This is a genomic window from Cytobacillus sp. ABV4_503, assembly GCF_056158445.1.
In genome coordinates this window covers 3,731,689-3,744,177 of sequence record NZ_JBSWTH010000001.1, presented here as the reverse complement: position 1 = coordinate 3,744,177, position 12,489 = coordinate 3,731,689, and the positions used below count along the sequence as shown (strand labels likewise).

Here is a 12,489-nt window from a genome sequence, read left to right as displayed (position 1 = left end):
GTGGGGATATTATGAATTCAAGAGCGGATGAAATACGCAAGAGAATTGAGCGGAGAAAAAAGGAGAATGAAAGATTCTCAAAAAAGAGAGACTCAACTGTTCTTTGGACAGAAGATGAAGAGCGGTATGGGTTTAATAAGCTGCCTTCATACGAGAGCAAACTCGATGAGGGAAATCACCCCTTATTTCGCAAGGAACTATTTCTTTTCAAATTGCTTGCTTCTGCATGTGTTTTTTTATTCGCTGCTATTCTTTTTAAAAATCAGGCTGCGACATTTGATCCTGCAAGAGATTTTGTAAAGGCAGCCATGGAGAAAGATTTTCAATTCGCCGCGGTTTCCGGCTGGTATGAAGAACAATTCGGAAAACCGCTGGCTCTGCTGCCATTTTCAGATGGCCAAAAAGATGAGAAGAACGTTGATGAAAACAGTGAGTATGCATTGCCTGCATCTGCAAAAATCCTGGAAGACTTTAATGATAATGGCCAGAGAATAACAATCGAAACAGGTAAAGAAGCATCCATTGAAGCAATGAGTGAAGGGCTCGTGCGGTTTGCTGGAAAGAAAGATGGTTTCGGAAATACGGTGATTATTCAGCATGGTGATAAAAGTGAGTCCTGGTATGGCAATTTGGCTGAAATTAATGTGAATTTATATCAATATGTTGAAAAAGGAACCGGTTTAGGTACGGCAGGTGACGCCGGTGATGGAGAAAAAGGATCTTTTTATTTCGCGATTAAAAAAGATGATGATTTTATAGATCCGATCCAGGTGATCCCATTTGAATAAAATAACAGGATTAATTAAACATATTCATATTCATCCTTTGTTATGGGCCATAATCGGACTATCTGTCGCGACTGCTCATTTTATGGAATTATGCATGCTGCTCCTGATTATCTTCGTTCATGAAATGGGCCATGCCGCTGCAGCATCCCTTTATTCCTGGAGAATAAAAAAGATTGCCCTCTTGCCATTTGGAGGCGTAGCGGAAATGGATGAACACGGAAACCGGCCGCTGAAAGAGGAGATAGTAGTCATTATAGCAGGGCCGCTTCAGCATATTTGGATGATGGGGGCGGCGCTGTTATTTTATGAGCTCTCTTGGGTGTCTGCTGATATATTACAACTGTTTATTCAGTTCAATTTAATGATACTGATCTTTAATCTGCTCCCTGTATGGCCGTTGGATGGAGGAAAGCTAGTTTTTTTATGGCTTTCTCTTAATCAGGCATTTCCGGAAGCGCACAGAAAAACACTTTTCATTTCGGCTGCGGGTCTAATCAGTTTCATAATAGTAACTTTGCTGACTTCCCCAGTAAACCTGAATATATGGGTAGTCCTCGCTTTTTTGGTATTTTCGCTATATCATGAATGGAAGCAGAGCCGATTCATATTTATCCGTTTTCTCCTTGAGAGATACTACGGGAAACACAGCGACTTCCGGAAATTAAAACCAATCGTTGTCAGAGAAGAAGAATTGGTTATTGACGTTCTGGAAAGATTTCAGCGAGGGTGCAAACACCCAATCATAGTTGAAAAGGACGGGAAAGAGAAGGGTGCTTTAGATGAAAATGAATTGCTGCATGCGTGCTTTGCAGAAAAAGTGCTGACCGCTAAAATTGGCGATTTGCTTTATGTTTACTGAAGAGCAAGTTTTTAATAACCTGAATAAATAATGTTTTAAAGTGAGGAAATCGTTTTGGATATGTTAGTTGTCAATTATGCATCAAGAGAGCGCAGATTTGCGCTTTTAAAAGATAAGAGGGTCGAGAAGCTATTTATCGATCAGCCGAAGCAGCGTTCATCAGTGGGGGATATTTACTTGGGCACAGTTGCAAAAGTAATGCCTGGATTGAATGCAGCTTTTGTAGAGATAGGGGAAGATCAAAGCGGATTCCTTCATCGGGACAAACTGGCATCCTATGTTTGTTCTGCTGAAGAACTGCAAGTAAAGGAAAAACGGAGCATCTCTTCTTTTGTCCATCAGGGAGAAAGAATACTTGTTCAAGTTGAAAAGGACGCTGCCGGAACCAAAGGACCGAGATTGTCAGGTCTTATTGAGTTTTCAGGAGATTCGCTGATATATATGCCAAATGGCCGTTATGTTGCTGTATCCAAGAAAATTGAGGATAGTGAAGCAAGGGAAAATTGGCGCCAATTTGGCTATCGTGCTAAAGAAGAGAATGAAGGGCTGATTTTCAGAACATCCTGTGATAACAAGAAAGAAATTGACCTCCTAGATGAGCTTGGAAGGCTAAGGCTGGAGTACAGGGACCTTTTAAGGGCAGCAGAAGCAAAGAAAAAACCGGGAAAAGTGTACGAAGCGGATTCTTTTATTGAGGAAATTAAAGAAGAAGCGAAGAAAATGGCTGACGGAGAAATCGCAGTGGACGATTTAACACTGAAGAGTGTGCTCCAAAAACACACCAGCCTCCCAATTCGGCTGCACGCCGGCAAGGAAAATATCTTCTCCGTTTTTAATGTTGAAGCTGAAATTGATAAAGCGCTGAAACGAATTGTATGGCTTGAAAATGGAGCTTATCTTATTTTTGATGAAACAGAAGCTTTAACAGTCATCGATGTAAATACCGGAAAGTTCACCGGTAATCAGGACCGAAGGGATACTGTGTTAAAAACGAACGAGCGGGCGGCAGAAGAAGCTGCAAGACAGATCAGGCTCCGCGATATTGGCGGCATGATCCTAATCGATTTTATCGACATGAAAGAAGCATCGGACCGGAGGCATATCCTCTCCACCATGGAAAATGCGCTGAAAAAAGATGAAAGACGCACTAATCTCGTTGGATTCACCCCGCTTGGAATCCTCCAGATGACCCGAAAAAAAACAAAACCGGCCATTTCAGAATCACTTACCGAAAGGTGTCAAGTATGCGAAGGCACCGGAAGAGTGCTGAGTGCTGAAACCATTGCCTTCAAGCTCGAAAGAGAACTGTGGGAACATCGCGGCAATGACTATGAAGCTGTCCTGATCGAAACTACTCAAGACACAGCAGCGGTCTTCTCAGGGAAAAATAATACCCATAAAAATCGAATTGAAGGCAGCATTGGCTTAAAGATCATGTTTTCCTATAAGGAAAATTGCAAGCCATTTTATGAAATCAGAAAGTTTGGCAGTGCTAATGAGCTAGGTTAGTTCAAAGCAGGCTGGGTTAACTGCCCCCGCCTGCTTTTTTAGTGCAGTATTTCCCACTTCCCTAATAAAACCATTAGCATTATAATTGTATAGGCACGCAAAAAAGTTATTTTAGGTGCAAACAAAGAGAATCATATAATTCTTATTGACATGATTAATCATTATATGATAGGATTTTCATGTTATGTTTGTAGCGCACCCGTGCTACAACCGCACAGAACAGGTACATAAGCCCGCTTTTCGTGTCGGCGCCTGGGATGGCGAGTCTTAGTCTAAGAGGAGGTGCAGTTCATGTACGCGATTATCGAAACTGGCGGTAAGCAATTACGTGTAGAAGAAGGTCAAGCTATCTACATCGAAAAGCTTAACGCTGAAGCAGGCGAAACAGTTACTTTTGAAAAGGTTCTTTTCGTTGGCGGAGACAGCGTAAAAGTAGGAAGCCCTGTAGTTGAAGGTGCTACTGTTACAGCTAAAGTTGAAAAACAAGGCCGTCAAAAGAAAATCACTGTATTCAAGTACAAAGCAAAGAAAAACTATCGTAAAAAGCAAGGTCATCGTCAGCCTTATACTAAAGTTGTGATTGAAAAAATCAACGCTTAATCAGGCGATTCAGATGATTGAAGTTACGATTATTCGTAAAGATTCCGGAAATATTCATTCGTTTGAAATAAGCGGTCATGCATTCTTCGCAAACAGAGGCAAGGATATCGTCTGTGCAGGCGTATCTGCCGTTTCCATCGGTGCCATTAATGCTGTCCATGCCTTAACCGGCGTGACACCAGAAATCAGCCACGGTGATGGCTTTCTCCGCTGTGTCCTTCCTGATCTTCAGGATGATGATATGAATGAGAAAGTGCAGCTTCTTCTTGAAGGCATGGTTGTTTCATTGCAGACGATTGAAGAAGACTACGGAAAGTATATAAAGATTACCTTCAAAAAGCAGGAGGTGGAATAAATGCTATTAAAATTAGATCTTCAGTTGTTCGCTTCTAAAAAGGGAGTAGGTTCTACAAAGAACGGCCGTGACTCAATCTCTAAGCGTCTTGGCGCTAAGCGTGCGGACGGACAATTCGTAACTGGCGGCTCAATCCTATACCGTCAGCGCGGTACTAAGATCTACCCAGGTGTAAACGTGGGTAAAGGCGGCGATGACACACTATTCGCGAAAGTTGACGGTGTTGTTAAGTTCGAGCGTCTTGGACGTGACCGCAAGCAAGTGAGCGTATATCCTGCAGCTCAAGAGGCGTAAGCCTTTTCGAGAAAACCCTAGCCCACAAGGTTAGGGTTTTCTTTTTTTGGCAAAAAAATCCGCCAGTGCACTTCACATTTTATCTAATGAATTTATAGCTGCAGAAGACAGGCAGCTCTTCTTCGCATAAGCAATATTTTCTTATTTAACATAAATTTGCTTACTGGACTTATGTTTTTTGATATACTTACAGCAAGCACAGTCTTCTGACAGCCTAATAACCATACAGGAGTGCAAATATGGATAAAGACTGGAATATGATTGAAGTGCTGCGTCATGCCCGGCATGACTGGCTGAACAAAATACAATTAATTAAAGGCAACCTTTCCCTTAACAAGGTAGACAGGGCTAAGGAAATCATAGATGAAATCGTGGTGGAAGCACAGCAGGAAGCAAGACTTTCTAATTTAAACCTTCCTGCGTTTGCTTCGCTTTTATTGACTTATAATTGGGAGAACCACTACTTTCAGCTTGAATATGAGGTGCTCGATGATACCATTCCCGGCAGATTGGATGATTTTGTCCTTTCTGAGTGGACAGGCTCTTTTTTTGCCATTTTGGATTCATCAGTAAAGCCTTACCATGATAATCATTTATCTGTATCCATCAGGCATGAAAAAGAAGGGGCTCGTTTCTTTTTTGATTTTAGCGGAATACTAACAGATATCGATAAATTAGATCAGTTCTTCAAAAAGAAGAACGATGACATAATCGCTTCTGTTCAGGATTTAGCTGAAGAGGAGCTTGCACTGGAGTTATTTGTGCCATTCATTGCTAATGGCAGAGAGTGATTTCCGCTGAAAAAAGCAATACTAAGTGTGAAACTCTGCAGGCTGGAGCATTTCTTAAGTGTAAGAGTGGATCCAGTCAGTGCCGGTAATTTGGCTGAATGCCAGACAATTGGGACATACTGCAGACGGGAGGAATAATATATGTTTGTCGATCAAGTCAAAGTTTATGTTAAAGGCGGAGACGGGGGCAACGGAATGGTTGCTTTCCGCCGTGAAAAATATGTGCCGAACGGAGGCCCTGCCGGCGGAGATGGCGGTAAGGGTGCCAATGTTGTTTTTGAAGTGAATGAGGGATTGCGCACGTTAATGGATTTCCGTTATCAGCGCCATTTTAAAGCTCCCCGCGGTGAGCATGGCATGTCTAAGAATCAGCATGGAAGAAATGCGAAAGACATGATTGTAAAGGTGCCGCCGGGAACAGTTGTATCAGATGCCGAGTCAGGGGAAGTAATCGCAGATTTGACGGAGCACGGGCAAAGAGCTGTTATAGCCCGCGGAGGACGCGGAGGCAGAGGGAATACCCGCTTTGCCACACCGGCTAATCCTGCTCCAGAATTGTCCGAACATGGCGAACCGGGCCAGGAAAGAGATGTTGTGCTGGAGCTCAAGCTTTTAGCTGATGTTGGTTTAGTCGGTTTCCCAAGCGTCGGTAAATCCACGCTCCTGTCGGTTGTATCATCAGCAAGACCGAAGATTGCGGAATACCATTTTACGACGATTGTTCCCAATCTGGGAATGGTTGAGACTGAAGACGGCCGCAGCTTTGTCATGGCAGACTTGCCTGGATTAATTGAGGGTGCCCATTCGGGAGTTGGCCTGGGACATCAATTTTTACGGCATATTGAGAGAACAAGAGTTATTGTTCATGTTATCGATATGGCTGCTGTTGAAGGCAGGGATCCTTTTGAAGACTATCTAACCATCAATAAAGAATTAAAAGAGTATAACCTTCGACTCACTGAAAGGCCTCAAGTCATTGTGGCCAATAAAATGGACATGCCTGATTCAGAGGAAAATCTTAAGAAATTTAAAGAACAGATTGAAGAAGATTATCCGATTTTCCCAATATCAGCTTTAACAAGAAAAGGGTTAAGGGACCTATTATTTGCCGTTGCAGATAAGCTTGAAGAAACACCTGAATTTCCACTGTCACATGAAGAAGAAGAAGACACTGGTGTGCACCGCGTTCTTTACAAGCATGAGGCTGAACAGACCGAATTTGTCATTACTAGAGATCCTGCAGGAGTGTTCGTCGTATCAGGCGATGCTATTGAGAAGCTCTTTAAGATGACTGATTTCTCAAGAGATGAATCTGTACGCAGGTTTGCCAGACAGCTGCGCGGAATGGGTGTGGATGATGCTCTTCGTGAAAAAGGAGCAAAAGACGGTGATACCGTTAAGCTGCTTGATTATGAATTCGAGTTTATTGACTAACCTTCTCGATTGACGGGGTGGAGAAATGAGAAAAGATAGATTCGATAAGAAATTTTATTTGGTTCGCGAAGATGTTTTGCCTGAAGCGATGAAGAAAACATTGGATGCGAAGGAAATGATCGAAAGGGGAAAAGCCGAATCGGTTTGGGATGCTGTCCAAAAAGTAGATTTGAGCAGAAGTGCCTTTTATAAATATAGAGACACTGTGTTCCCTTTCCATACTGTTGTTAAAGAGCGGCTGATCACTTTATTCTTTCATTTGGAAGACAGGTCAGGGACTTTATCACATTTATTGGGCGTTGTAGCTTCATCGGGGTGCAATGTCCTAACCATACACCAGACCATTCCACTTCAGGGAAGGGCAAATGTCACGCTTTCCCTGAATGTAACTGAAATGGGCATCGAGATTGAGGAGCTCTTGGCAAGGCTTCGAAAATTGGAATTTGTAGAAAAAGTAGAGGTGCTGGGAACGGGTGCGTGAGAAAATGCGCTTTGTACCCTGCCCTTTTTTAGTTTTTTATTTTGTAAATTACATACATATGTTAAAGTAGTAAAGTATAAAGATAATTTTCAGTGATTTAAGATAAGTCTGACGAAAAAGGAGGTAATTACCGTGAAGATAGGATTTTTGGGCCCGAAAGCCACCTTTACAGATATTGCTGCGAGGAGTTTATTCCCGAATGAGACAGCCGTTGCCTACCCAACGATACCTGCTTGTTTTGATGCATTAAATGAGAATGAAATAGAGCTGGCGGTAGTTCCTCTTGAAAACGCATTGGAAGGCTCAGTGAATATTACATTGGACTATTTAATCCACGAAGTTGATTTTCCTATTATCGGGGAACTGACAGCTCCAATTCGCCAGCATTTTATGGTCCACCCAGATCATGTTAAGGAATGGAATAAAACTGATGCAGTCTATAGCCATTCCCATGCTATTGCACAATGCCATAAATTTCTGCATAAAGAGCTGAAAGGAATCCCTTGTGAAAGCACTACTTCAACTGCAGCAGCTGCTCAATATGTAAGAGAAAATCCGGACTTGCGGGCGGGCGCCATAGCTAATGAATTAGCGGCAGAAGTGTATGGACTGGCGATCGTAAAAGAGGATATCCATGATTTTGATTTTAACCATACCAAATTCATAGTTTTATCCAATAAAGAGCTGTCAATCAATGAAGACCGCAAAGAGTTTGCCGGGCACAAGACGACAGTTATGGTGACGCTGCCGGCTGACCGGTCAGGGGCACTTCATCAAGTACTTTCGGCATTTGCCTGGAGGAAGCTCAATTTGACTAAGATTGAATCAAGGCCGATGAAAACAGGGTTGGGAAATTATTTCTTTATCATTGACGTTGATATGAAGCAGGATGATGTCCTTATCCCCGGTGCAGTTGCCGAATTGGAAGCATTGGGATGCAGCGTTAAAGTTTTGGGGAGCTATCCATATTTTCAGCTTCGCAATAAAAATACCAAAGTTCTTCAGGATTAAAAAAAAGAAAAGGATCCGGTGAAAACATATCCGGATCCTTTTCTTATTTGAAAATAAAAAAGAATAACTCTATTCCTGGTCAATAAGAAATCCAGCTTCCTTTAATAATCTCTCAGCTTCATCGAGCTTCCGTTCTGAGGCTGCAGAAAGAGTATGAAGATGAATGCCATCTGTCAGTTCTGATAAGAAGGAAGCTTTTGTGGCTTTAATTTTATCCATGAATTGCTTGACTTCCTGACGGGTTGATACCATAACCGAAGCAGTTAAGTCACCATAAACAGGATGTTCAATTCTTACATCTTTTACTGTAACCCCATGATCGACAAGCAGATTCAATTCTTCTTCAGTCCTCGCAGGGTCATGATGGCAGGCAATGACCCGCTCGGCTGCTGTTGCAGGAGAAGCCTGATGAAGATACATATAACCTTGGCTCGTGGCAATGATTGGCTCTTTTCTTGCCTTTAGAAGGGTGATATCCCCAACAATCACCTGTCTGCTTACATTTGTTTTTGCTGCAAGGTCGCCCCCTGTAATGGGCTGTCCGCTTTCTTTAAGAAGCTGAAGCAGAAAGTTCCTCCGCTCCTCTCCGAGCACCTTTTTTTGTTCCTTCATTTTTCCTCACCCTTATAATCCGATAATGTCTCATTCTAACATAAGAAACGGCAGATGATAAAAGATTAGAGCGGTACGAGTTCCCGGGCCATTTCTGCCAGCTTTTCCCCCAGTGACTTTGCATCCTCAACAGCAGTATTCCACCCGAAGGAAATCCGGATAAATTCCTTGCCTTTTTTTTCTGGAACCCCCAGGGCCTCCATCGTTTTAGAAACAGTTTTCATGCCAGTACTGCATGCGCTTCCTGTAGATACGGCATAGCCGTGTCTGTTGCATTCAAGCATGATATATTGCCCTTCTACCCCTTTTAGCCGAAGCCCCAATGTAGATGGAAGCTGGTGAGATTCTGCAAAATCGTATAACACAAATTTCTCCTGTAAAGACTCAAGCTCCTTCAGCAGTGCTTCACGCAGTGTTTTGAAATGGCTGTTATGTCTGTTTAAATTTACATAAGCTTTCTGAGCAGCCACTGTCATTCCTGCAATTCCCGGGAGGTTCACGGTGCCTGGCCTGAAACCTTTTTCATGGGATACGCCTGGTAAGAAGGAGCTCCACCGCCTGCCGGGTTTAAGGTAAACCCCTCCAACCCCTTTTGGCCCGTAAAATTTATGGGCAGAAAAGGACAGGCTATCAACAAAGCGGGTAATTTCTTTTAAGTCTGATTTGCCGAAAGTATGGACACAATCACTATGCAGCAATATTTGTCTTTGCCTGCAAAGCTGACTGATCTCAAGGACAGGCTGCAATGTGCCGATTTCGGGATTTCCATGCTGTATGGTAATTAAGACGGTATCATCCTTGATGGCCGAACTTAATTTTTTTAGGTCAATACGGCCATCCGCTCCAAAAGGGATTTCAGTAATTTCATAGCCTTTTTCAAGGCGTAATTTCTCTAAAACACTATGAATAGAAGAGTGTTCAGCCATTCCCGCTATAATATGTTTTCCCGATGTTTCAGAGCCAGACAGCAAGGCAAATATTGCGAGTAAATTGCTTTCTGTACCTCCGCTGGTAAAGTAGATTCCTTCACTCTCAACTCCTAAAATTACTGCCAATTCTCTCCGGCAATTTTCAAGTACACCCTCTGCTGCGCTCCCGGTATCATGAAGGCTGCGGGAGTTGCCAAAGTATTCAGCTGAGGCTTTTATATAGGCATCTGCCGCTTCCGGATCGAGCGGACATGATGCTGCATAATCGAAATATTTCATGTTCTCACCTGCTCTCTCTTTTTAAATAAAACCTTCGAAAAGCACAGAAGTTCCTCTTAAACTATGAAAACCTCTTGTCATAATTCTAAATCTGTGTAAATATAGGTGTCAAGACACCTGTAAAAACAGGAGGTAAAAAATAATGAATGCCGACGTTTTGATTATAGGAAGCGGGGTAGCCGCTTTGCAGTTGGCAAAGAAGCTGCGACAGGACTTGAATGTGATTATTCTCACAAAGTCAACCATAAAAAATGGAAACTCATATATGGCACAGGGCGGCATTGCGGCTGCCATGGGAGTAAATGATCACCCATCAAAGCACTACATGGATACACTCGAAGCAGGAAGGTTTCATAATGATTGTGATGCAGTGCTGTCCCTGACCAGTGAAGCACCCTCCCTGATAAAAGAGCTTAATCAAGAGGGATGCCGGTTTGATATGAATTCTGAAGGCGCAATTGCGTTAGGCAGGGAAGGAGCTCATTCAGAAAACAGAATTGTTCATGGAGGCGGGGACAGTACTGGAAAAACAGTCATTGATTTTATGCTCTCAAAGAAAAACCAAAACGTTCGAATCATGGAAAATGTTCTCGTGTTTGAACTGCTGATAAATGACATGGACGGCAGTTGTATAGGGGTAAAAGGAAAAGATTCCAATGGTGTAATTCATGTATTCTTTTCATCTCATGTTGTGCTTGCAACAGGGGGATGCGGCCAGCTATATGAATATACATCCAATGCCGATACCGTGACAGGAGATGGCATTGCTTTAGCGTACAGAGCAGGTGCGGAGATTGCGGATATGGAGTTCATCCAATTTCATCCCACCCTTCTCTATAAAGACAGAAAAGCATTGGGGCTAATCTCTGAAGCTGTCAGGGGAGAGGGAGGCAGGCTCATTACGGAAGACGGGAAACCATTAATGGCAGGACTTCATCCACAGGGAGATTTAGCGCCAAGACATGTTGTATCACAGGCAATTTTTCATTCTCTAGAGGGAGGAAAAGCTGTATTCCTGGATATCTCCTCAATTGAAAACTTTAAATCCAGGTTTCCGACGATAACAAAAATCTGTGAACAAAACGGAGTAGATTTAAGCACTGGGAAAATTCCAGTCTCGCCCGGAAGCCACTTTCTAATGGGAGGAATTAAAACTGATTTATTTGGCCGCACCAGTATTCCAGGCCTGTATGCGATTGGTGAAGCTGCATGCACAGGTGTACATGGCGCTAACCGGCTTGCAAGCAATTCTCTTCTGGAAGGTTTATATGTGGGCAAAAGGCTTGCAGAGTGGCTTAATGAACAGCCGTCAAGCAGACCTGCAAAAGAACTGATATTTTCCGAGGCAATCAGTTGTCTAACCAAAGAAAGTTTGCCTTCAATTGAAGAAATTAAAATGAGAATGATGAAAAATGCAGGGATTATCAAAACAAAAGAAGGGCTTTTAGATCAGCTTGCCTGGCTTAAAGGCTGCAAAATTAAAGAATGGATTAAAGCAGAATTAGATGACCTTTCAATAGAAGAAGTAACACGGGCTTTCATGCTTATCACAGCCTATCTGATAACAGATTCTGCATTAAGGAGGACAGAGAGCCGGGGTGGTCATTTCCGGCAGGATTATCCTTTCGAAAGTCATGAATGGCTTGGAAAAAGAATTATTCAATCCCGAAAATCTGAAAAGGATGGTAAACATGAACAAATTAAAGCTGCGATTGCAACTTGAACAGTTTTTTCTCGAGGATATCGGTGACCGCGACCTGACAAGCGGACTTATTTTTGGTGAGAATCAGACAGGAAAGGTCGTTTTCCTGGCAAAAGACAATGGCATTTTTTGCGGAGAAGAAATAATCAGGTCAGGATATAAGGTGCTGAACCCAGCGGCTGAAGTCAATATAAAAGTAAAGGATGGAGAGTGGATTGAGAAAGGTCAAGTCCTTGCTGCAGCTACTGGTCCTGTATCCGATTTATTAAACGGTGAAAGAGTGATCTTAAATCTGCTCCAGAGAATGAGCGGTATTGCCACAAAAACTAATGAGGCTGTCCGGGTCTTAAATAGTTCATATACGAAAATCTGCGATACAAGAAAAACTACTCCTGGCCTTAGAATGCTTGAAAAATATGCAGTCAGATGCGGAGGGGGATTTAATCATCGATATGGCCTCTATGATGCAGTCATGATTAAAGATAACCATATTTCTTTTGCAGGCTCAATTTCGGAAGCTGTGGAAGAAGTGCGGTCAAAAATTGGGCATATGGTAAAAGTTGAAGTCGAAACGGAAACAAAAGATCAGGTCCTTGAAGCAGTTAAGGCAGGTGCAGATGTAATCATGTTTGACAATAGGAGCCCTGAAGAAATTAAAGAGTGGATCAGGAGCGTGCCAAAGGGGATCCTGACTGAAGCTTCCGGCGGAATCACGCTGGATAACCTGTCAGCATACAGCGATACAGGAGTGGACTTTATTTCACTGGGTTTTCTTACACATTCTGTGAAATCACTTGATATAAGTGTGAAGGTTACTATTGAATAAATTGGCAAAGGGGTATGGA

General features: G+C 42.7%; 14 protein-coding genes and 1 other annotated feature. Of the genes, 12 read left to right on the top strand and 2 right to left on the bottom strand.

Features of this window, described 5'->3' with window-relative positions; genetic code table 11:
• Nucleotides 1-11 precede the first annotated feature (11 nt).
• From ACXAD1_RS18905 to pheA, 10 genes are all read left to right on the top strand, one after another.
• A complete protein-coding gene (locus ACXAD1_RS18905) occupies nucleotides 12-788 on the top strand; it encodes a M23 family metallopeptidase (protein WP_206838930.1) in 777 nt (258 codons plus the stop codon).
• Nucleotides 781-1,647: a M50 family metallopeptidase gene (locus ACXAD1_RS18900; protein WP_474910760.1), complete on the top strand. Its 867-nt coding sequence runs from the start codon at nucleotides 781-783 to the stop codon at nucleotides 1,645-1,647. The genes ACXAD1_RS18905 and ACXAD1_RS18900 overlap by 8 nt, the downstream gene beginning before the upstream one ends.
• Nucleotides 1,648-1,707: 60 nt before the next feature.
• The gene (locus tag ACXAD1_RS18895) at nucleotides 1,708-3,156 is read left to right on the top strand and encodes an Rne/Rng family ribonuclease (RefSeq protein ID WP_474911333.1); all 1,449 of its coding nucleotides are present in this window, start codon (nucleotides 1,708-1,710) and stop codon (nucleotides 3,154-3,156) included.
• A 198-nt stretch (nucleotides 3,157-3,354) separates the two neighbouring features.
• Nucleotides 3,355-3,434 (top strand) — a sequence feature (ribosomal protein L21 leader region).
• 13 nt (nucleotides 3,435-3,447) lie between these two features.
• Nucleotides 3,448-3,756, top strand: a complete 309-nt coding sequence (gene rplU, locus ACXAD1_RS18890) for a 50S ribosomal protein L21 (RefSeq protein WP_035331309.1) — start codon at nucleotides 3,448-3,450, stop codon at nucleotides 3,754-3,756.
• Nucleotides 3,757-3,769: 13 nt separating this feature from the next.
• Nucleotides 3,770-4,111: a ribosomal-processing cysteine protease Prp gene (locus tag ACXAD1_RS18885; RefSeq protein WP_474910759.1), complete on the top strand. Its 342-nt coding sequence runs from the start codon at nucleotides 3,770-3,772 to the stop codon at nucleotides 4,109-4,111.
• Complete coding sequence (rpmA, locus tag ACXAD1_RS18880) at nucleotides 4,112-4,405, top strand: 50S ribosomal protein L27 (RefSeq protein ID WP_009333115.1); 294 nt, start codon at nucleotides 4,112-4,114, stop codon at nucleotides 4,403-4,405.
• A 239-nt stretch (nucleotides 4,406-4,644) separates the two neighbouring features.
• Nucleotides 4,645-5,196, top strand: a complete 552-nt coding sequence (locus tag ACXAD1_RS18875; RefSeq protein WP_474910758.1) for a Spo0B C-terminal domain-containing protein — start codon at nucleotides 4,645-4,647, stop codon at nucleotides 5,194-5,196.
• A 141-nt stretch (nucleotides 5,197-5,337) separates the two neighbouring features.
• A complete protein-coding gene (gene obgE / locus ACXAD1_RS18870; protein ID WP_474910757.1) occupies nucleotides 5,338-6,630 on the top strand; it encodes a GTPase ObgE in 1,293 nt (430 codons plus the stop codon).
• Between the two features lie 25 nt (nucleotides 6,631-6,655).
• Complete coding sequence (locus ACXAD1_RS18865; RefSeq protein ID WP_053434259.1) at nucleotides 6,656-7,111, top strand: ACT domain-containing protein; 456 nt, start codon at nucleotides 6,656-6,658, stop codon at nucleotides 7,109-7,111.
• 132 nt (nucleotides 7,112-7,243) lie between these two features.
• A complete protein-coding gene (gene pheA / locus ACXAD1_RS18860) occupies nucleotides 7,244-8,122 on the top strand; it encodes a prephenate dehydratase (protein ID WP_206838925.1) in 879 nt (292 codons plus the stop codon).
• Nucleotides 8,123-8,191: 69 nt separating this feature from the next.
• Here pheA and ACXAD1_RS18855 read toward each other — a convergent pair whose 3' ends face one another.
• Both ACXAD1_RS18855 and ACXAD1_RS18850 read right to left on the bottom strand, forming a co-directional pair.
• On the bottom strand, nucleotides 8,192-8,734 hold the full coding sequence (locus ACXAD1_RS18855) for a 3H domain-containing protein (RefSeq protein ID WP_474910756.1): 543 nt from the start codon (nucleotides 8,732-8,734) through the stop codon (nucleotides 8,192-8,194).
• Nucleotides 8,735-8,799: 65 nt separating this feature from the next.
• The gene (locus ACXAD1_RS18850) at nucleotides 8,800-9,942 is read right to left on the bottom strand and encodes an IscS subfamily cysteine desulfurase (protein ID WP_474910755.1); all 1,143 of its coding nucleotides are present in this window, start codon (nucleotides 9,940-9,942) and stop codon (nucleotides 8,800-8,802) included.
• Between the two features lie 142 nt (nucleotides 9,943-10,084).
• Here ACXAD1_RS18850 and nadB point away from each other — a divergent pair, with 142 nt between their 5' ends.
• Both nadB and nadC read left to right on the top strand, forming a co-directional pair.
• Nucleotides 10,085-11,665 carry an L-aspartate oxidase gene (gene nadB, locus ACXAD1_RS18845; RefSeq protein WP_474910754.1) on the top strand — a complete coding sequence of 527 codons (1,581 nt, stop codon included), beginning with the start codon at nucleotides 10,085-10,087 and terminating at the stop codon, nucleotides 11,663-11,665.
• Complete coding sequence (nadC, locus tag ACXAD1_RS18840) at nucleotides 11,634-12,470, top strand: carboxylating nicotinate-nucleotide diphosphorylase (protein ID WP_474910753.1); 837 nt, start codon at nucleotides 11,634-11,636, stop codon at nucleotides 12,468-12,470. Before nadB ends, nadC begins: the two co-directional genes overlap by 32 nt.
• Nucleotides 12,471-12,489 lie beyond the last annotated feature (19 nt).